A 19,849-nucleotide genomic window follows, 5' to 3' on the forward strand; every position below is an offset into this window, starting at 1 on the left:
AAACTCAAGAAAAGTGCAAAGCGGTCAATCATTCGGAGTTGACATAAAATTAAATATTTGTTATTAAAAAAATGATGATTAGCACTCGATTGATTAGAGTGCTAATTTTTATCTTAATTTTGCACATACGCTTTTTAGAAAGGAGAGGCGGTCATGGAAAAAAAAGAGTTTCAAGCCGAGTCGAAAAGGTTATTAGAAATGATGATCAACTCCATTTATACAAAAAAGGAAGTTTTTTTGAGAGAGTTAATTTCAAATGCAAGCGATGCGATTGATAAAATTTATTACAAAGCACTGACTGATGATTCGTTAACCTTTCAAAAGGATCAATACTACATAAAAGTTATTCCAAATAAAGAAAAGCGGACGCTCACAATCGTTGATACAGGCATAGGCATGACAAAAGAGGAATTGGAAGAAAATCTTGGTACGATTGCAAAGAGCGGGTCGCTCGCCTTTAAAAAAGAAAACGAATTAAAAGACGGCTATGACATTATTGGACAGTTCGGCGTTGGCTTTTATGCCGCCTTTATGGTAGCGGATGTTGTCACTGTCATCAGTAAAGCGCTGGGCAGCGATCAAGCATATAAATGGGAATCAAAAGGCGCTGATGGTTTTACAATCGAACCATATGAGAAGAAAGAGGTCGGAACGGAGATCATACTAAAAATCAAAGAGAATACTGAAGATGACAACTATGACGAATTTCTTGACGAATATCGGTTAAAACAAATCATTAAAAAATATTCCGACTTCATCCGCTATCCGATCAAAATGGATGTCAAAGTACAAAAACCGAAAAATGAGAACGAGAACGAATTTGAAGAGGTTGTTGAAGAACAAACAATCAACAGCATGGTTCCGATTTGGCGGAAAAATAAAAGTGAACTGACAGATGAAGATTATGAAAACTTTTATGCCGAAAAGCATTATGGCTTTGATAAACCGTTAAAACATATTCATATTAGCGTAGATGGTACGGTTCGCTATCAGGCGATTTTATATATTCCGGAAAAAACGCCATTTAATTACTATACAGCAGAATATGAAAAAGGGCTTGAACTGTATTCCAACGGCGTGTTAATTATGAACAAGTGCCCGGATTTACTGCCTGACTACTTCAGCTTCGTTAAAGGAATGGTTGATTCTGAGGACCTATCGTTAAATATTTCAAGAGAGATGCTCCAGCATGACAAGCAATTGAAAATCATTGCGAAAAACATTCAAAACAAAATTAAACGCGAACTAGAAAACCTATTAAAAAATGAAAGAGAAAAATATGAAAAGTTTTATGAAGCATTTGGCAGACAATTAAAGTATGGCGTTTACAGCGATTTCGGCGCAAATAAAGAAACATTGCAAGACTTGCTTATGTTCTACTCTTCAAAGGAGAAAAAACTTGTCACCCTGCAAGAATATGTATCAAGAATGCCTGAGGAGCAAAAATATATTTATTATGCAACGGGCGATTCGTATGAACGAATTGAAAAGCTTCCGCAAACCGAGCTGGTTGCAGATAAAGGCTATGAAATTTTGTATTTGACAGAGGATATCGATGAATTTGCGATCAAAATGTTAATGACATATAAAGAGAAAGAATTTAAATCAGTCTCCAGCGGCGACTTAGGAATTAGCGAAGAAGAAAACAAAAAAGAAACTGAAAAAGAACATAAAGAGCTGTTCGAACAAATGAAAAGCATTTTGGGTGATAAAGTAAAGGATGTGCGAGCATCAAAACGGTTAAAAACACATCCTGTTTGTTTATCAACAGACGGCGAAATCACGATTGAAATGGAAAAAGTGTTAAATGCTATGCCGAACAGCCAAAACATTAAAGCGGAGAAAGTGCTTGAAATTAATACAGATCACGAAGTCTTTCAAACGCTAAAAGCAGCGTATGAAAACGATCAAGAGAAGCTGAAGCTGTTCACAAACATTTTGTATAATCAGGCTTTGCTAATTGAAGGCCTGCCAGTCCAAGATCCTGTTGAGTTTACAAATGACATTTGTAAAATTATGGTTTCTTAAAAATCCAGTACACATCTAGCGATTTGTCAAAGCTTGAACTATTTGCAGAGTTCAGCGCCACAACCGGAAAAACTTAGCTGGCTGAAAGGTGCACGATTTATAGATAAAGAAGCACAAAGAACCGATTGACTGATGCAAAAGAGCAGCAAGGCATGCAGCGGATGGATTTCGCAGATATGAAAAAGTTTTCATGAAAATGAATGCTTGTTTTAGCTTTTAACGTATGGACATGCGCAAAATAATTAAGAAAGGCAAACCTGTCTTTCCGGCAGAGGCGGAAGGCAGGTTTGTTAATAGTTTGAGCTCTTTTGCAGCTAAGAGTTTTTTTCAAATTCCTTTAACTCCCACTAGGATCGTTTGAGAAGGTTCGTTATACTTGGGGGAGAGAGGAGTTTGGTTATGCTATTTTTTGTTATATTATTTTTTCTTGGACTTTTCATATTCTTTTTAATAAAAGGAAATAAAAATACAAAGGATGTAGCTGTTAAGAAAATCACAGTTCGCTGCCCCGATAGGAAAGCTTCTGCAAAGAATATAAAAATACTCCATCTATCTGATTTACACCTAGAAAACTTATCGATCAGCCCAAAGGAATTAGATGAGCTGATTTCAGCAGAACCAATTGATCTTATTGCACTGACAGGTGATTTTCTCGACCGGAAGAGAAGCATCCCAAAACTTTCCGCATACTTGGAAGTATTGAGAAAAACAAATCCAACGTACGGCACGTATGCTGTGTTCGGCAATCACGATTATGTTTTAAAGGAAGAAGACTTTGAAACTTTGAAAAAAATGCTGCAGCATTACGGGATAAAAACACTACAAAATGAGCACGTGACCATTCAGCTTGAAGAAGAATGCTTGAATATTATTGGAATTGATGATTACACGACAAACCGCAGTTATGTTCAAAAAGCTTTTCACGGAGTAGAAGAAGGAATGCGATTAGTGCTGACCCATGATCCAAGCGTTATTCTTGAAATGGAAAACATTTCGTTTGATTACTTGCTGTCCGGTCATTTCCACGGCGGACAAATCAATTTGCCAAAGCCGTACCATCTTTTTTTCAAAGGCAAGCTTCCAAGAATGAACATTATTAAAGGTCTCCATTACCATAACGAGCGGCCGTTTTATATTAGCGAAGGCCTAGGACAAACAGGAGTGAACATCCGAATTGGCAGCCGCCCTGAGATTACGTTTCATCAATTTTCATAGTATTTTTAACATATCTCTAAAATTGTATGTTAAGATTGTGAAGTTTTCCCTACAATGTTGAAGATGATTCAATAGCTAAAGCAGGATGAACTCCTGCTTTTTTCTTTTTGCAAAAAAGAGTTTTTTTCTTGTATCTTTAATAAAGTCAGCTTTCCGTTTATTTGTTATTTATAAAAGGTTAATCACAGAATCTACTAAGATCCACATTTGCTAATAACTAAAGTTAAATTTACGCTTTTCCTCTAATAGAAATGCATGAATCGATGAAAAAATATAAAGCAATCACACCTTTTGCTCCCATTGTAAAATTGAATAAACAATACTTGCTGCTTTTCCATTGTTCAGCGTGTTGATCAATCGGAATTTTCAACGATCTTGAGTTCACAAAAAATTTTTTGTGAGCGCTTATTAGTTTTTTAACTTCATCCTTTCATTCGTTTCTCCGGTTTTTTTGTCGATGACTTTATTTCTGAACGCCTATAAACATGGTATACTCTTCCTATAAGGAGGCGGAGAAAAGATTTTTTTCACGATTGGGGTATTTAATGGAGAAAAAGCAAAAACTATTTCTAATCGCAAGCTTTAGCAGGAGCTTTAAAGGGAGAAAGTAAAGATTTCAAAAATATTTGCGGCTGCAACGTTCTTATTGCCGTTTCCCTTTGAATTGGCTGGTGATTAAATTTGTCGCCTTCTTTTTACATAGCGACGCAGTCATTGAAGCGATGACAGAAGAAATGATTTAGGAACGGAGGTTTTTTAATGCTGCCAAAAACGATCGGACAATTGGATCAAATTCGGGAAGAATGCCGTAAATTAGTGAATAGACGTTCATCTGTTTCTGCTATTGCTGCAGCTGTTCCAATTCCGGGTATTGATGTGACGGTGGATGCTGCACTTGTGAAAGATCTGCTAAATGAAATTAATCAAAAGTTTGGTTTATCAAAAGAGCAAGTTGATCAATTGGATGCGAAAACAAAAGAGCTCATTATCGTACTGGCAACTTCATTAGGAAATGAACTCATCGGAAGAACAATTGGCAAAAAATTGGTGCTGAGCTTGGTGAAAAAAGCTGCAACCCGGATGGCGGCAAAACAGACGAGCAAACTTATTCCTCTCATTGGAATAGGGGTTTCGGCCGGGATTAGCTTTGCAACGATGAAATATTTAGGAAATAAACATATTGATGATTGCTATAAATTAGTTAAACAATATATCGAACAGGAGGCGTCATCAGAAAATTTTGCTGCAAAATAGTGAGTCTGGTTAGCTGCAATATTTCTAACAATAACCCCCAAAAAGCACTGATGATGATTAATTCAACTAGATAAAATCTCAGAGTAAATAGGATTAAAGCAATGATAAAGCCCCCATTGCTTAAAGGGGGCTATTGTTGAAGAGAAGATTTTCGATCGTGCTCCAAACTTTTCGGCTTTCTGGCAAAACGAGACTGTACAAAGAGGCAGTATAAAATTAAACCTACCAACACATAAAGCGAAGTGTAAAAATATAAAGATTCAAATCCAGTAAAGACAACAACTGCTCCAGTTAAAAACGATCCGAGGCCAATGCCGATGTCAAAGATCGATAAAAAGGTGCTGAGAGATGCCGCTCTTCTCGCTGGGGGAACAATTTGTATAGCCATTGTTTGGAAGCTTGGAAACAAAGTTCCCCATCCAAGACCGATAAATACTGCACTTAACAAATAGATGAAGGATGTATTTGCCATGCTCAATATAAATAATCCGAAGGCAAATGAAACGATACATGGGATAACAATGACATTTGCGCCGTATCGGTCAAACCACCTTCCGGTAAACGGCCGGGAAATGAGCAAAACGATTGCATACACGACGAAGAATAAATTCGAACCGGCGCCAAGATTCATTTTTTCCGCAAAAACGGAGACGAACGATAATACAGTCGAATAAGCAAAAGCTAAAAAGGCAGCAATCAACGCAATGCGGAATGTTGATACCTCTACAAGTTTTTCAAAGCTGAAATTCACTTTGAAAAGTTCTCTTTTATTTAGTTTCGGCTTCATTTCATGCAGGTTAACTATTCCCCCGGTCAAAAGCGCCCCAACGGAACAAATAAGGGCAATGACGAGCATGACAAAAGAACCCCAATGATCTAACGAGGTAAGCCCTAAAAACGGTCCAATCACCATGGCGACATTGGAAGATAAAATAAAATATCCCATTCCTTCTCCTTTTTTCGATTCCGGAACGATATCTGCCACAATCGCACCTGTTGCGGTTGTCGCAATCCCAAAACCAATTCCATGAAGAAAACGAATGATCAATAATAAGACAATCGAGCTCACAAACAAATAAGAAATAGATGCGATCAAGAAAATGACCAAGGAAATAATCAACATTTTTTGTTTTCCAAGTTTCTCCATAAATTGGTCGACGAACGGGCGAGTCACGATTGCAGCAAATAAATAAACCATTGCTATTAAGCCAGCCTCAGCTTCGCTGCTTTTTAAATCTTGAATGACAAAGATCGGCAAGGTGACCAGCAAATAATAATAGTTCATAAAAAGAAAAAAATTACAAATTGAAATACTAAAAAAATTTTTCGTCCATAATTTTGCTTCTTCCATATTTGTCCCTTCTTTGAAAAAAATCATTTTTTCAGACTTTTTAAACAACAAACTAATTGTACACCTTTTTTTAAAAAAATAAAAGAATCGTGCAAATGGTATGAAGAAAGCGGTGAAACGAAGGCTATCCATTGTTTTTCACCGCTTTCTATTAAAATATTCACTATTTAAATAACTCAGCTTTCGCAGTCCAAAATCTTGTTTAAATGCTTGATGTAAATGGTTTTGGGAAGTACAAAATTATCATTTGACATTTTTTAAAACATAAAGAAAGACACCTATTCTTTTGGTAAAATATTGGTGACGAAACCAAATCCAAAAGAAAGGTGTCACCACTATGATAACGAATAAAGACTACTTTGCGCAATTACCAAAAGAAATTAAACAAGGATTTTCCGAATTAAATATTGGATATCATTTAAGAAAAGCGAATATTACGAAACTTTCCGGGTATTCTTGTCTTACTGTTTTCAAACTGATTTTTCTTTTAGTCTTCCAATATAAGAACTGGTTTCGTGCTTTTATGAGTAAACGATCTCAGGATCTGCCCGGAAAGGATACAGTCTATCGCTTTTTAAATACACCAACCTATCATTGGAGAAAGTTTCTGCTTTCATTAAGCAGTGAAATGATCCGTCTGCTTCAACCATTAACTTCAAAAGATCGTGTCACAGCTTTTGTGATTGATGATTCTGTCTTTTCAAGAAACCGTAGTAAGTCGGTTGAACTGTTGGCTAAGGTTTTTGATCACTCTACCCATCAGTACTTGAAAGGGTTTCAAATGCTTACCCTTGGCTGGACCGATAGTTTTACTTTTATTCCCGTTGATTTTGCTCTTCTAAGTTCACCGAAAAAGGAAAATCGCCTGCAAGAAATCAATACCAATATTGATAAACGAACATCTGGCTATAAGCGTCGCCAGGAAGCTCTGAAATCAAAACCGGACGTGGCTTCAGCTTTACTTGATCACGCGCTTGAAAAAGGGATTGTAGCTGACTATGTTCTCATGGATTCCTGGTTTACACAAGCGCCTTTAATTGAGAAGATTACGAACAAAGGGTTATTTGTCATTGGCTTGGTGAAGCAATTAAAGCAGCGATACGTTTACAATGGTGAACGTTTCACACTGAATCAACTTTACAAATTGGCAAAACCTCACATGGGTAAAAAAGACATTCTCGGATCCGTTTATGCTACTTTAGACAATGGAATTCCAGTAAAAATTCTATTTGTACGAAACCGTAATAAACGGAGCGAATGGCTTGCCATTCTCAGCACAGATACAACATTAGAAAATGAAGAGATCATTCGTATTTACGGCATGCGTTGGGACATTGAAGTCTTCTTCAAATGCAATAAATCCCTTTTAAATTTAGAGAAAGAATTCCAGGGACGTTCCTACGACATGTTAATTAGCCATACAACCATTGTTTTTACACGATATATTCTCATTGCTTGGCAAATGCGAAAAGAGGAGGATCCTAAGACGATTGGCAACCTTTTTTACATCCTTTGCGAAGATGTAAAAGACATAGATTTTATTACTGCCCTTCAATCACTTATTGACCTTTTCCAAACTTTGGCGGAAGCCGAGGTTTCTTTGAACATGGACATCTTTAAAAATCAAATGAATAAATGGTTGGCCACTATACCTAATTATATCAAGCAATGCTTAAATATTTCTGTGTGCGAAAGTTGAGTAAATAATAAATTTTATTAACATGTGTTCATTTTGATTCTAGTATTCAAAATGGAACATATTCTATTTCAAAACAAAATATTCGATATTTTGGGATTTAATATTTCCCAGAATGAAGGAATCGATTTCCATGCCATTGGAAATCTTTCAATGAAACAGGAGCTAGGAAAATAAGTTTTCGAAATCAGCGGGTGATTGTGAGCGGAAAAGAGAGGAAAAACAAATAAGTTTTAAAAAAACGGCAGAAGATGCGTTATCCGATTACGGAAGTTGACCTAACATAGAGAAAAACCGTGGAATTGTTACAATTTATCTTCATTAAGTGGAAAGTACGTGAATAGTTTAAAAAAGTTAATAAAAAATACATTGTCCGGCAGTAAAGCATTGCGTCCTCCTTTTATTGGTTCATATTTCACGAGGTCGATCAATTGGTAATTCAGGTTATATACAATGATCCAAAATATTTTTTGCACGAAGTATTGAGAAATATTCAACAGTTATGAAACTATGATGCTGCTGCTATGCCAGTTGATCCTACGCTGTAGGCGGAAAGTTCGGTGTAACCATTCAATGGAGAAGAAAAAACTGGAGTATCAGAATTTTAGCGAAGATTATAATCAAAACAAATGAGGCTTGCATGAAAGTTTAATAGAACGAAACTTTCTGTAAGCTTTTTTTTTAGCGCGAAAAGACAAATATTAAGCAGATGAATTGAAATGAGGAAAGAATGCACAGGCACTGCTGAGTGAGGTATCCGCCCGGTTTTTAGAAAATAAATTCTGACTATTGACAATATTAATTTTCTTTTTTAATATCGAATTAAGTAATTAAGTTCCCTATATCAGGAACAAATAAAAATTTTTTTTTAGGATTGATGGAAACGCATACATGATCATTAGTTTTGGATCAATTTTATTTTTCGGGAGGGTTTCCTATGAGCAAAAAAGAAGTCATCACGGACACAGAATTAAAAGAATATTACGATGGGATGAAAAATAGTTATTTAGGTCCGCTATGGTATGATTTAGGACACATGGTGACAAAAGAGCCTGTTCATGATGTGGAGCCATATTTATGGAAGTGGAAAACGATCCGCGATTATGTTATGAAGGCGGGAGAAATTTTAGAACCTGGAAAAGATGCTGAGCGGCGCGTTGTTTATTTGCAAAATCCTAATCTATTAAAACATGGATTAGTCGGATATGGGACACATACGTTGTATGCCGGAATCCAGCTATTGCTGCCGGGGGAATTTGCTCCTTCGCACCACCATTCTCAAGGAGCGATCCGTTTTATTATTGAAGGTTCTGGAGCTTATACAGCTGTGAATGGGGAAAAAGTGTACATGGAACGGGGAGATATGATTCTTACTCCTGCATGGACATGGCATGAACATAAACATGAAGGAACTGAACCGATGATTTGGCTGGACGGTTTGGATGTAGGACTTGTGAAAAATTTGGCTGCTTCTTTCTTCGAACCTTATGAAAATGGATTTTACCCTGAACAGCCGCCTGAAAATTATTCAACTGAAAAATTTGCAAAAGGTGCGTTCGTTCCGAAAGGCAAAAAAGAAAAGCCTGGGTATCCTTCTCCTATTATTGGCTACAAATGGGAGCGCGCCAAATATGTTTTAGAGCAAATGAGTAAATCGCCAAAGGAAAACGAAGATCCGTATGATGGTTATGCGATTGAATACATCAATCCGACAACAGGAGGATCGGCAGATGAAAGAATCGGTTCGATGATGCAAAGATTGCTGCCGAACCAGCATACGAAAGCGCATCGCCATGTGCACAGCGCCATTTACCATGTTCTTGAAGGAAAAGGATACACAGTCATTAACGGACAAAAATTTGAATGGGAAAGAGGAGACTTCTTCATTCTGCCGCCGTGGAGCTGGCATGAGCATGTCAATGAAGGATCGGAGGACGCCTATTTGTTCTCATTCAATGATAAGCCGGTTATGGACATTCTTGGATTAGAATATGAAGAGGCCCATCCGGAAGGGCATCAAAAAATTGAAAAAGTATTTACTCCAGGCCCGTAAATAGATTAAAAATTGTGCAGAAGCGATTTAAGTGAGGAGTGTGCCTATGAAAATTGCCATTTTTAATGATAATCGATTAGGAATCGTAACAGGCCAAAAAGTTTCAGATGTAACAACTACCGCTGACTGGGATCAAACAAAGCCGCATGAATCATTAGTAAGGCTGATGGAAAATTTTGATTCATTGAAAGATACACTGGAAAAGGCAGCTCAAGAAGGAAAACAGTACGATCTTGAAGAAGTAGTTTTTAGAGCGCCTGTCCCTTCACCAAGCAAAATATGGGCTGCTCCTGTTAACTATAAAAAGCACCAAGAGGAGATGAACAAACAATTTAACAACGCTCCGAGAACGATTGAAGAACTTGCGCTGTTCTTAAAAGCTCCGTCATCTGTTTCAGGTCCGTCCGATCCGATTTTGCTTCCATTTAAAGACAGAAGAACAGATCATGAAGCAGAACTCGGATATGTCATCGGCAAAAAAGCGAAAAATGTTAAATATGAAGATGCAAAAGATTATATTTTCGGCTATTTCGCCTTATTGGACATTTCCATCCGGGGAAATGAAGAGAGAACATGGAGAAAATCTTTTGATACATTCACACCGATCGGTCCATGGATCGTGACGGCTGATGAGATTGAAAATCCAAATGATCTTTCATTGAAGCTCTGGGTCAATGAAGAATTGCGCCAGGACGGAAGCACGAAGCATTTAATTTATGATTGCTACAAATGTTTGGAAGTCGCATCGACTTATTCGACATTAAACCCTGGGGATATTATCGCAACCGGAACTCCTGAAGGTGTCGGACCGATCCGTGATGGAGATGTCGTCCGCATTCAAGTTGGAAGTGTGGGGGAATTTTCCGTAAACGTAAAATTTGCAGATGAGAATTAGAAGGTGGAAGTCTGAAATATCTCTTACGGGCGACCACTGAAATAGAGGGCATAGTAAAATAAGCCATCGATCGATGACCTTGATGGAAATATTTGGATATAAAGGTTAGGTTGCAACAGTAATTATACGAAACCCTTGGGATTTAGCTAATAAAAGAGCTTGTTCTACCGTGATTTCACGGTTTACTGGAAGAACATCAGCTTTTTTATATAAATTCGGATTATATGGTTCTTTCTTTTTGAGAATGTTGTAGATAGCTGTTAAAAGCATACGTGCAATGGCAATAATTGCTCGTTTGTGACCCCTGCGCTTTTTGAGTTTCAAATAGCGGTTTCGAATTTCGGGATGTTTTTCACTTTTGACTACAGCGGTGGCACACTGTACCAAAAGAGGCTTGATGTAGCAGCCTGCTCTCGAAATTCTTACTGACTTTTTCTTGCCGGCACTCTCGTTATTTGTGGGTGTAAGTCCTGCCCAGGAACATAAATGCTTAGCTGTCGGAAACACGTTCATATTGACACCTATTTCTGAAACCACGGCAATGGCGGAAAAGATGTTCTTAAAGGACGGAACAGTTAAGATCAAGTTCATTTCCTCTGTGTAGGACGCGGCAAGGGAAAGAATTATTTTTTCAAGGTCAGCTTTACGAGATTGAAGGTCTTCATAGTGCTGTTTCATCACCTTTAATTTTTCAGCCTGCTCCGGTGTAATAAATCCGTCAATGGCTAACTCCAATTCAGGCAGTTTACTCTTCATGGAGCCGTGGATTAAAGGTTCAATATCAAAAGAAGTGTCTAAAGGGTTCTTAAGGAGCTTTTCAATGATGTTCATAGAGCTTTTGCCGAAGGTATCTGAAACAACATTTCCAAGCTGGATGTTAGACACGGTTAAACTGTTTTGAAGACGGTTCTTCTCACTTGACATAAAATTAGTCAGTTTAAAACGATAGCGCATAAGGTCACGCAGCTGTCTAATCTCAAGTGGTGGCATAAAGCTTCCAGCCACAAGGTCATGCTTAAATAAATCAGCAATCCATTTGGCGTCTTTTTTATCTGTTTTCTTGCCACGGATCGCCTTGACGTACTTAGGGTGTGCAAGAGTGATGTTGCAGGAAGCTTCAAGTACATTAAACACAGGAATCCAGTATTTCCCGGTAGATTCCATACAGACATCCTTACAGTTATTTTCACAAAGCCATTGTGACAGCTCATTCAATCCTTTTGTATAGGTAGAAAAGCGATGGCGTTTGTAAGTTGTAACTCCTTTGATTGTTGAGGCAATACAGGCAACAACAAAGGTTTTGTGGACATCGATTCCACAACAGATAGGGTATACAATTTTTAAGGCCATAGGGAATGATCCTTTCAGAGAATTATAGGGATAGACAGCATTGACTGATTGCCCAGCAATAAACGAGTAGTTGTTTATACAAAGATAAGTCTGCGTGCTCGAAGTCACACTTATTTGTGCTTGGAAAGGCAATCTACACATATAAACATGCGGTCACCCTGCAACCAGAGTGGCCCACTCACCTCCGCGTGATTTGTAGTTGACTGTTATCCCTATGACTTTAGAATAATAAAAATAACGCCGGTGGCACAATTGTTTCATTACGTTTTGTGCCTTGAGCGAAGCGAAAGGAATGGATATAAACATGAAAAATATTTATACGTTTAGAGTAGTGTGGGGAGATACAGACGCTGCTGGCATCGTGTTTTACCCGAATTTTTACCGATGGATGGATCAAGCCTCGCATGAATTGCTGCGCTCCGCAGGCTTTCCTGTGGCGAAGCTGCAATCGGATGAAAAGATCATTACACCGCTTTTGGAAGCATTTTGCCGGTTTAAATCACCTCTTCTTTATGATGATGAGGTAGCTGTCCATTCTGAAGTAGTAGAAGTTAACAACAAAGTTTTCAAAATCAAGCATACGTTTAAAAAAGGGGATCAAGTTGTAGCAGAAGGCCATGAAGTGAGAGCATGGACATCTGTCGCAGAAGATCGGCCAAAAGCAGTGCCTGTTCCTGAACATGTCAAAAACATCCTTTTGTCTTAATTTTAAGCTGAAGGCAAAGGTTGTTTTTGACAAACTCAATCGGAAAACCGCCATGTATGTAAGAAGGCGGTTTTCCGTCTACTTTTGATGGGAGGGATTTGAATGGCAGCAAACCGGATGACTGAAAATGTGCTGATTCATGAATTGATTGAAGAATCGGCAAAAAAATTTAAAGACCGTGTTGCTTTTGCAGAAGGGGACAATTTCTATACTTTTGAAGATTTGAATCAATTGTCATTAAGATTGGCGAGGCATTTTATACAGCTAGGTTTGAAGAAAGGCGATGCCATCTCTGCACAGCTGCCCAATTGCTGGGAATTTGTTGTCGTACATCTTGCTGCATCGAGAATTGGGTTAGTGTTTAATCCGCTTAGTCCAAACTACCGGAAAAAAGAGCTGCAATATATGCTTTCACATTGTGAAGCGAAAGCGTTTGTCACAATTGACAATTGGAAGGGATTCAATCATGAACAACTTGCTCATGAATTGAAGGCTCAGCTTCCTCATTTACAGCATGTTTTGGTGGCAGGGGAAAAGAAGAATGACCGCAGCATAAGTATCACAGCTTTGCTTGTATCAGAACCTGATTCCGTTTCTGATCAAGACATACATGAAAACTTACCGGCTTTTGATGATCCGTGCATCATATTATTTACATCAGGTACAGAGTCCAATCCTAAAGGAGTTCTTCATACATTCCGGACATTTGTTCCGTGCCATCTGCTAAATGGCAAGGAGTATCAAATAACGGACAATGATACCATTTTATGTTTAACTCCATTATGCCACATGTTTTCACTGCCGATGATTATCATTAGCCTTCGATATGGAGCGAAGCATTTACTTTATCGAGAATATAAATCAAATGAAATTATCGACTTATTGAAAAAAAAACAAGTATCTTTTTTGACTGCTGCACCCGCACATTTAATTGACTTATTAAGACAGTGCGAACAGCAAAATGTAAGCGGTTTAAATCCTCAGCTTATTTTAACTGGGGGAACAAAAATACCGGCGAAAATGGTTCAAGATCTTAGGGCTACATTAAACTGCGACGTAGCTGCTCAGTGGGGCATGAGCGAAATTTGTGCAGGAACCTTTACTCGTCCGGGCGATGAAGCTTCGTTAACATGGGAAACAGTTGGCAGACCGGCTCCGGTCGGGGAAGTCATCATTGTAGATGAGCGGCACAAACCGCTTCCGACGGGCGAAATAGGAGAAATCGCTTTTAAAGGAGAAAGCTTATTTATTGAATATTATAAAAATCCGCAAGTAACCGCCCAGTCGTTTACGGAAGACGGCTATTTTTTAACAGGGGATCAAGGCTGGCTTGATGAAAAAGGATACCTTCATTTCGTCGGACGGACGAAAGATACGATTAACCGCGGCGGATTAAAATATCATGCTTCAGAAATTGAAGAAGCATTGCAAATGCATCCGAAAATCAAACAAGTGGCAATCGTCAGTGTTCCGGATCCTCGTCTAGGCGAACGGGGCTGCGCCTTCGTCTCTTTGCGAGAAAATGAAACGATTGATCTGGAGGAAATTAAAGAATATTTGCAGGAAAAAGGATTTGCAAAGTATAAGTTTCCAGAATATTTAGTGATTAAAGATGAACTGCCGACCACTCCGTCCGGAAAAATTTCAAAAGGGCTTGTCAGAGCAGAAGCAGCATCCTTATCTGAAAATTAAGCATGTATCAAGGCAGACAACGAACAAAGGTTGTCTGCCTGTTTTAAACGACATGCTTTGGTCAAACGTGACCAGAACTCACAAAAGATCAATAAAAAAGTCTGAGAAACCTTTTTTAAAAAGCTGCCCCAATGTTTGCACCAGCAGATCTTATTTTCTGAACAAAAACGCATAAGGGCTACTTTTAATGGGTGCTAGTTCATGTTTTGTGTGCTAGTTCTCTTTTTCATTTTAAAAGTTTAAACCCCATTCTTTTTTTGCCACGGATTTTATTTCGTTAATAGCATTTTGCTTTTTTTGAAGAATATGTTTATATTTTTCATCATCTTTTACAATAAGACCATATAAAGAGGGGTCAAAACAATTAAATCCACTTTATCTTTGCTATTACTTATTGATAAATTGGTATATGTCTGGAAAAGGGGAGCTTCATATACTGTAAGAACCATATCTGATTCGTTTTTCGCATAATCACCTAATGGGTTTTGTTCGAATCCTTTCGCATATGTTTTCACCAATTGGCCATTGGCATAAGTGTGGATGCCGATATATAAAGAAAATTTGACAACAATTTTTTTTATAATTCAATGATAACATCTCCCATCTTTTTTAATTCCTCATCATGTGTAACCAATATAATGGTCTTTCCTAATCTATTAAGTTCTTTTACATGTTCCATCACTAGATTGGCGTTATATTTATCCAAGCTTCCTGTCGGTTCATCTGCCAATATAATACTGCATTTTTTCATAAACAGACGCGCAATGGCTACTCTTTGCTGTTCTCCACCGGACAAAGTATATATTTTTCTTTTTTCGTAACCATTCAATCCAACTTTCTCTAATACTGCTGAGACAGTGGTATTGTTTCTATATTTCTTGTCGATCATCAGAATGTTTTCTTCAACAGATAAAGTTTGGGCGAGGGAAGTGGATGACTTCTTTGGTTACAAAGAAAAAGACGGGCGGTATATTAAACGGTTTGCATTGAAACATTTTTCGGTAGAAGGAGAGGAAAACATATGACAGAAGATAATAAAGAAAGATGTAAAGCTTGTGATGGAACAGGAATATTAGGATTTCAATTAGAAACTTGCTGGTTCTGTTGCGGGGCAGGATTAATTAGCAAAAGAAATGAAGTTAAAAAACCAAACCGAAAAATTCATTAATTTTAATATTAATATTTTCTTGAAAAGAGCAAGGGCTTGTCTAAAAAGTCCATAAAAACAGAGCGAATGGAGAAAACAATGAGTTTTTCCATTCGCTCTGTTTCCTTATTTTTGAAATTGGTTTGGGAATTTGCGGCCCATTTCAGTATGTTGTGGGCCATTGCCACAATCCCGAATTCTGTTCGGACTTTATGAAGCCCCCGTAACAGAAATCGAGTGAAACGCAAATTGCCCTTGATGTTACCGAACACACTTTCGACATCCACTTTACGCTTCGCATAAAGAGCTGCCTTTTGTTCGTCACCAAGAGCTGCTTTGGCTTTCGCTTTCATTTCTTCATAAATCGTGTTCCAATATACTCGACGATTTCCTTTGGCTTTCGTACACCCATTCTTCAACGGGCAATCCGTACAATCTTCACACTCGTACACTTTCAAATCTTGTATGTATCCAGATGCATTTTTTCTTTTTTGATAATACTTGAATACGACTTTCCGATTGTTCGGACAGATAAAGCAATCGTCTTCTTCGATGTATTTCCAGTTTTGTACTTTTGATAAATCCTTTTTAAACTTTTTACTTTGTTCCTTCAAATAGGTTTGGTATGGGGCTAATAATTCAAAACGAGGTTCTTTTTCTTCGCCAATCGCATATAAATAGTTTTCTTCACTCGCATATCCTGCATCGGCAATGACATACTTGAGTTTCTTTTCCTTCGGCATCGATTCCAATAACTTTTCCATAAATGGTTGGAAACAGCGAGTATCTCCTGGATTTTGATAAATTTCAAATCCCACGATAAATTGATGTTGTGTGGCGAGTTGAACATTATAACCCGCCTTGAGTTGGCCGTTTTTCATATGGTCCTCTTTCATTCGCATAAAAGTGGCCTCATGGTCGGTTTTCGAGTAGCTATTTCGTTCACCTAGAATCTGTTTTTGTACTTTGTATTTTCGTAATCGTGGAAGATAATCCGTTTGAATCGTTTTCAGTTGTTTGGTGAGTTGGGATTTTTTAGAGCGAAGTTCTTTTTTTCTTTCTTTGTCTTCTTCCTGTTTATAATCTTTTTCCAAAGCTTCTATTCTCTCAGAAAGTTGTGCCGATGATTTTTCTAATTCTTCTTCTAATTGTTCTTCTTTTAATTCCTCCAAGGCGATTTGGTGCGCTTCTTGTAGAAACGATTGAATTTTGGCTCGTAGTTTCTGATCATATTTTTCTACGGATTTTCGCCATACAAACGTATATTTGTTGGCATTCGCTTCTATTTTCGTACCATCCACAAAAATATGGTCGAGGTCGATAAGTCCTTGTTCTACTAGTTGAAGGACAAATTGTTCAAATACAGAATCCATCATGTTTGACATACGAACACTACGAAAATCATTTATTGTGCGATGGTCAGGGGTTTGCAATCCCGCCAACCACATCATCGGAAGATTTTCTTTCACCATTTGCGCTATTTTCCGACTTGAATAAACATTTTGAGTGTACGCATATAAAATCACTTTCAATAACATTTTAGGGTGATAGGGTGCACGACCCCCACCAACATAATGAGTATACAACACTTCATCCGGAATCGATTCCACCATTTCATCCACTAAACGGGCGACATGATTTTCAGGAATATACATTTCGATATCTAAAATGCTCATGACTTGACGATTGCAATAAGGTTGGAAAACTAGTTTTTTGCGTTTCTTATTCTTTTGAACCTCTATTTTTTGAATACCCTCTAGAGTCATTTCTAATTGCGTGTTATAATTTTCTTGAATAGTCATTTGATTATTCATAAGAAATCGTCCTTTCTGTAGAATGTTTTTTGGTCAATTTCATTCTATAAAAAAGGACGATTTTTTTGTACCCTAAAAACAGAAAAAAGGGCTGAGCCCAAGGTCGATTCAATCGACTTTTCGGACAGCCCCTTTTATTTGCTAATAATCATCCGAATAAGGACCTTTCATCAAAGGGATATGTTTTATGAATTTTTTCAATTCGATTCCAAAGTAATTTTCTATATCTCGTTTTAGATTTTGCTCTAATTGAATAAATTCCCTTACGATATAGTCTAAATCAAAAACATTGTACAAATTTTGCTCTGCCCAAATAGATTTCACTCTTGCTTTATTTGAAAATGGAATTAAAGACAGAATAGCACCATCTTCATAATCGTCATATTCAATCGTATAATAATGGAATTCTGGAATATGTTCATCTGTGACTCTGTTTTTCCATTCGTATAATGCTTTATAGAATTCTAAAATAGCAAGTTCTGTTTCAAAGTATAACTCATTATTGATTTTTATTGTAAGTGTAGCTTCTACCGCTAATATGGTAGGAACATCACGTTTATCTTTATTTGAAATAATTCCATTATCAACTACAAAATTGTATTCAAAAGTTATTTTACTGGAAATGCTGTCCATATCTTACCATCATATCCTATCACTATTCTTATTTTTGTTTCACCTTTAGTTCCAATCTTTTTCCCTAAGTTGACTTCGAATCTAAATGATAACTTTTCACTATCATTTATTTTAAAATCAGAAACTTTGGCTTTTTGTAATGCTTCTTTAATCCATCCTCTAGCGGTGGATTGGCTATCTGTGTTAAATTTTTGATAACCTCTTTTATCACTCTTTAAGTGTTTACTCTTCACTGTTAATTTAGCAACATTTTTAATTGCGTTACTCAATGCGTATTTTCCGAAAGCACTAATTAATGCTTTCTTTCCATATTTCTTAATTGCCCATTTTGCCCCATTTTTTAATATTAGACTAAGAACTGGAATAACTGAAGCCTGTGCATCAATGGTGTTAATTTCATAAAGCTCACCAGAGTTTCTATCAATTAAGTATGCTATGAAATCTTCACCTTCGATTTCTGTAAAAAACATATCGTATGTTGTTTTTGTCTTTTCTCCAGTTTCGGATATTTGTTCTTCGGTAGCATACATTTCACCAGTATCAATATTAATATAAAGTTCGGATTCAAATGACAAATCTCCTGTTTCTAACTCAGAGTTTACAGTCATCTCTTTTTCAGAGAATTCTTCAACTACCATTTTAAAGGAATCATTGTTAACTCCCAATTCATCTGCGGTTACTTCATATACTGTTGTATCATCAGTACTTGAAACTTCCTCAACTTTTTCATTAAAATTCACATCAATTTGTTGTGCATTTTCTAAAATTTCCTCTAGATTTGAGGGAACTTCTGTTTCTTCTGCAAATGCAGATGGAGCAAATCCAGCAATACTACTGAACAAAAGTGTAACAACTAATAGTTTAATCAAATTCTTTTTCATTTAAAATCTCCTCTACCTTTTCTTTTCGTAACGTTAGAAAACCTTCTCCAAAATGTTCTTTTTCTCCTAGTTTCACAACATAATTAGAGAGTTTTTCTTTAATGGTATTAGCATTATAATTTGAATCACTTTCATTTAAAATTGCAGCAATAACACCAGTAGCGTAAGCTGTAGCGAATGATGTACCAGAAAATGTTGAGTAGGATCCTTTGTTATCTGTAGAAATAATTTCAACACCTGGGGCGGAATAATCTACTTTGCCTACTCCGGATAAAGGATCGAGTTTAAAATTTTCATCAAATGAAGAAATGGATAGAACATCATTATATTGAGCTGGATAATCAATTGTTAAACCAAGAGTATTTCCTGCAGCCGCAGTGATGATAATTCCCTGTTCAATAGCTTTATTTATGACAGATTTAAGTTCCACTTTGTCGCTTGAAAAACCAAAACTAATATTAATAATGTCAACTTCTTGTTCTATACTCCATTCAATACCTTTAACCACATCTTCAACTTTTCCTCGTCCTTTTTCATCAAGTACCTTTACGTCGTAAAGTATAACGTTATCTAAAATGCCAGTAACTTCAATTCCTTTCGCAGCAATAATTCCAGCTACTGCAGTGCCATGCCCAAATTCATCTTTAATGTTATCACCAGGAGTAATTGCGTTATATTCTTTGAAAGACAAGCCTTCAAATTCTTTGTGCGTCTTATTAATACCACTATCTAAGATTGCAATTTTTATAGGATCAGCATCCATCGTTGAATTCGATCCAACAAGATTAATAGCCCAATTGTCAATCTTCTGTTTTTTTATAGTTGTTACTTCATTGCCAACAATGTCAATGCTGTTATTTCTAACTACGATAATAGTCAGTATGATAATAAAAAGTACTAGAAAGAGGAGTAATAGGTTCTTAATGTTTTTAATCATTTCTTTCAATACCTTCTAATATTCGACTTAATAATCTTGTAAGAGTTACTGAAAAATATTTAGAAAATCTATCCCCCCTTAATTTTTAATGAAAAAAACAGGGACAATATCATCAATTTATATAATACAAAATATTAGAAATTTTGGCAATAAATATTAAATATGAATATTTCGTGTATATATGGAAAAATGTTCAT

At 36.8% G+C, this 19,849-nt stretch carries 15 protein-coding genes and 1 pseudogene; 9 read left to right on the plus strand and 7 right to left on the minus strand.

All coding sequences use genetic code 11. The annotated features are described in order from the left end of the window. Positions 1-153 precede the first annotated feature (153 nt). The 3 genes from htpG to NSS70_RS07375 all read left to right on the plus strand — a co-directional run bounded on the left by htpG (position 154) and on the right by NSS70_RS07375 (position 4,497). Positions 154-2,028, plus strand: a complete 1,875-nt coding sequence (htpG, locus tag NSS70_RS07365; protein WP_339194874.1) for a molecular chaperone HtpG — start codon at positions 154-156, stop codon at positions 2,026-2,028. A 399-nt stretch (positions 2,029-2,427) separates the two neighbouring features. Continuing rightward, the gene (locus NSS70_RS07370) at positions 2,428-3,243 is read left to right on the plus strand and encodes a metallophosphoesterase (RefSeq protein ID WP_340881182.1); all 816 of its coding nucleotides are present in this window, start codon (positions 2,428-2,430) and stop codon (positions 3,241-3,243) included. A 759-nt stretch (positions 3,244-4,002) separates the two neighbouring features. Continuing rightward, positions 4,003-4,497 (plus strand): hypothetical protein, encoded by a 495-nt coding sequence (locus tag NSS70_RS07375; protein ID WP_063386387.1) that lies wholly within the window; start codon positions 4,003-4,005, stop codon positions 4,495-4,497. Between the two features lie 130 nt (positions 4,498-4,627). Here the strand turns inward: NSS70_RS07375 and NSS70_RS07380 are convergent, their stop codons facing one another. Further along, entirely contained in the window at positions 4,628-5,848 is a 1,221-nt protein-coding gene (locus NSS70_RS07380; protein ID WP_340881185.1) for an MFS transporter, read from the minus strand. Positions 5,849-6,185: 337 nt separating this feature from the next. Here NSS70_RS07380 and NSS70_RS07385 point away from each other — a divergent pair, with 337 nt between their 5' ends. The 3 genes from NSS70_RS07385 to NSS70_RS07395 all read left to right on the plus strand — a co-directional run bounded on the left by NSS70_RS07385 (position 6,186) and on the right by NSS70_RS07395 (position 10,492). Next, positions 6,186-7,547 carry an IS4 family transposase gene (locus NSS70_RS07385; RefSeq protein WP_340789351.1) on the plus strand — a complete coding sequence of 454 codons (1,362 nt, stop codon included), beginning with the start codon at positions 6,186-6,188 and terminating at the stop codon, positions 7,545-7,547. 934 nt (positions 7,548-8,481) lie between these two features. Further along, on the plus strand, positions 8,482-9,597 hold the full coding sequence (locus NSS70_RS07390; protein WP_066251654.1) for a cupin domain-containing protein: 1,116 nt from the start codon (positions 8,482-8,484) through the stop codon (positions 9,595-9,597). 46 nt (positions 9,598-9,643) lie between these two features. Further along, positions 9,644-10,492, plus strand: coding sequence for a fumarylacetoacetate hydrolase family protein (locus NSS70_RS07395; protein ID WP_066251651.1), 849 nt, complete (start codon positions 9,644-9,646; stop codon positions 10,490-10,492). A gap of 105 nt (positions 10,493-10,597) precedes the next feature. Here the strand turns inward: NSS70_RS07395 and NSS70_RS07400 are convergent, their stop codons facing one another. Beyond that, positions 10,598-11,842, minus strand: a complete 1,245-nt coding sequence (locus NSS70_RS07400) for an IS110 family transposase (protein ID WP_340733413.1) — start codon at positions 11,840-11,842, stop codon at positions 10,598-10,600. 304 nt (positions 11,843-12,146) lie between these two features. On the opposite strand from NSS70_RS07400, the gene NSS70_RS07405 reads away from it, so the two are divergent. Then, the gene (locus tag NSS70_RS07405; protein WP_340881187.1) at positions 12,147-12,548 is read left to right on the plus strand and encodes an acyl-CoA thioesterase; all 402 of its coding nucleotides are present in this window, start codon (positions 12,147-12,149) and stop codon (positions 12,546-12,548) included. A gap of 102 nt (positions 12,549-12,650) precedes the next feature. Then, on the plus strand, positions 12,651-14,240 hold the full coding sequence (locus tag NSS70_RS07410) for a class I adenylate-forming enzyme family protein (protein WP_340881189.1): 1,590 nt from the start codon (positions 12,651-12,653) through the stop codon (positions 14,238-14,240). Between the two features lie 577 nt (positions 14,241-14,817). Here NSS70_RS07410 and NSS70_RS07415 read toward each other — a convergent pair. Beyond that, positions 14,818-15,159, minus strand: a pseudogene (locus NSS70_RS07415) (ATP-binding cassette domain-containing protein); the annotation flags it as partial. Positions 15,160-15,261: 102 nt separating this feature from the next. Between NSS70_RS07415 and NSS70_RS07420 the strand changes: the two are divergent. Further along, entirely contained in the window at positions 15,262-15,408 is a 147-nt protein-coding gene (locus NSS70_RS07420) for a hypothetical protein (protein WP_157727926.1), read from the plus strand. 8 nt (positions 15,409-15,416) lie between these two features. Here the strand turns inward: NSS70_RS07420 and NSS70_RS07425 are convergent, their stop codons facing one another. The 4 genes from NSS70_RS07425 to NSS70_RS07440 form a co-directional block, all read right to left on the minus strand. Then, positions 15,417-17,201 carry an IS1182 family transposase gene (locus NSS70_RS07425; RefSeq protein ID WP_340881191.1) on the minus strand — a complete coding sequence of 595 codons (1,785 nt, stop codon included), beginning with the start codon at positions 17,199-17,201 and terminating at the stop codon, positions 15,417-15,419. A gap of 141 nt (positions 17,202-17,342) precedes the next feature. Next, a complete protein-coding gene (locus tag NSS70_RS07430) occupies positions 17,343-17,834 on the minus strand; it encodes a DUF7878 domain-containing protein (RefSeq protein WP_094245458.1) in 492 nt (163 codons plus the stop codon). Next, positions 17,810-18,715 carry an SAR2788 family putative toxin gene (locus tag NSS70_RS07435; protein ID WP_340881193.1) on the minus strand — a complete coding sequence of 302 codons (906 nt, stop codon included), beginning with the start codon at positions 18,713-18,715 and terminating at the stop codon, positions 17,810-17,812. Before NSS70_RS07435 ends, NSS70_RS07430 begins: the two co-directional genes overlap by 25 nt. Further along, a complete protein-coding gene (locus NSS70_RS07440; protein ID WP_340881195.1) occupies positions 18,696-19,652 on the minus strand; it encodes a S8 family peptidase in 957 nt (318 codons plus the stop codon). Before NSS70_RS07440 ends, NSS70_RS07435 begins: the two co-directional genes overlap by 20 nt. Between the last annotated feature and the right edge of the window lie 197 nt (positions 19,653-19,849).

It is taken from the genome of Aeribacillus sp. FSL K6-2848 (assembly GCF_038004325.1).
GTDB lineage: Bacteria > Bacillota > Bacilli > Bacillales > Aeribacillaceae > Aeribacillus > Aeribacillus composti.

Bases quoted from the DNA above. Each gene is read 5' to 3' on its own strand.
- htpG (WP_339194874.1), top strand. From the start codon at position 154: ATGGAAAAAAAAGAGTTTCAAGCCGAGTCGAAAAGGTTATTAGAAATG.
- NSS70_RS07370 (WP_340881182.1), top strand. From the start codon at position 2,428: ATGCTATTTTTTGTTATATTATTTTTTCTTGGACTTTTCATATTCTTT.
- NSS70_RS07375 (WP_063386387.1), top strand. From the start codon at position 4,003: ATGCTGCCAAAAACGATCGGACAATTGGATCAAATTCGGGAAGAATGC.
- NSS70_RS07380 (WP_340881185.1), bottom strand. From the start codon at position 5,848: ATGGAAGAAGCAAAATTATGGACGAAAAATTTTTTTAGTATTTCAATT.
- NSS70_RS07385 (WP_340789351.1), top strand. From the start codon at position 6,186: ATGATAACGAATAAAGACTACTTTGCGCAATTACCAAAAGAAATTAAA.
- NSS70_RS07390 (WP_066251654.1), top strand. From the start codon at position 8,482: ATGAGCAAAAAAGAAGTCATCACGGACACAGAATTAAAAGAATATTAC.
- NSS70_RS07395 (WP_066251651.1), top strand. From the start codon at position 9,644: ATGAAAATTGCCATTTTTAATGATAATCGATTAGGAATCGTAACAGGC.
- NSS70_RS07400 (WP_340733413.1), bottom strand. From the start codon at position 11,842: ATGGCCTTAAAAATTGTATACCCTATCTGTTGTGGAATCGATGTCCAC.
- NSS70_RS07405 (WP_340881187.1), top strand. From the start codon at position 12,147: ATGAAAAATATTTATACGTTTAGAGTAGTGTGGGGAGATACAGACGCT.
- NSS70_RS07410 (WP_340881189.1), top strand. From the start codon at position 12,651: ATGGCAGCAAACCGGATGACTGAAAATGTGCTGATTCATGAATTGATT.
- NSS70_RS07420 (WP_157727926.1), top strand. From the start codon at position 15,262: ATGACAGAAGATAATAAAGAAAGATGTAAAGCTTGTGATGGAACAGGA.
- NSS70_RS07425 (WP_340881191.1), bottom strand. From the start codon at position 17,201: ATGAATAATCAAATGACTATTCAAGAAAATTATAACACGCAATTAGAA.
- NSS70_RS07430 (WP_094245458.1), bottom strand. From the start codon at position 17,834: ATGGACAGCATTTCCAGTAAAATAACTTTTGAATACAATTTTGTAGTT.
- NSS70_RS07435 (WP_340881193.1), bottom strand. From the start codon at position 18,715: ATGAAAAAGAATTTGATTAAACTATTAGTTGTTACACTTTTGTTCAGT.
- NSS70_RS07440 (WP_340881195.1), bottom strand. From the start codon at position 19,652: ATGATTAAAAACATTAAGAACCTATTACTCCTCTTTCTAGTACTTTTT.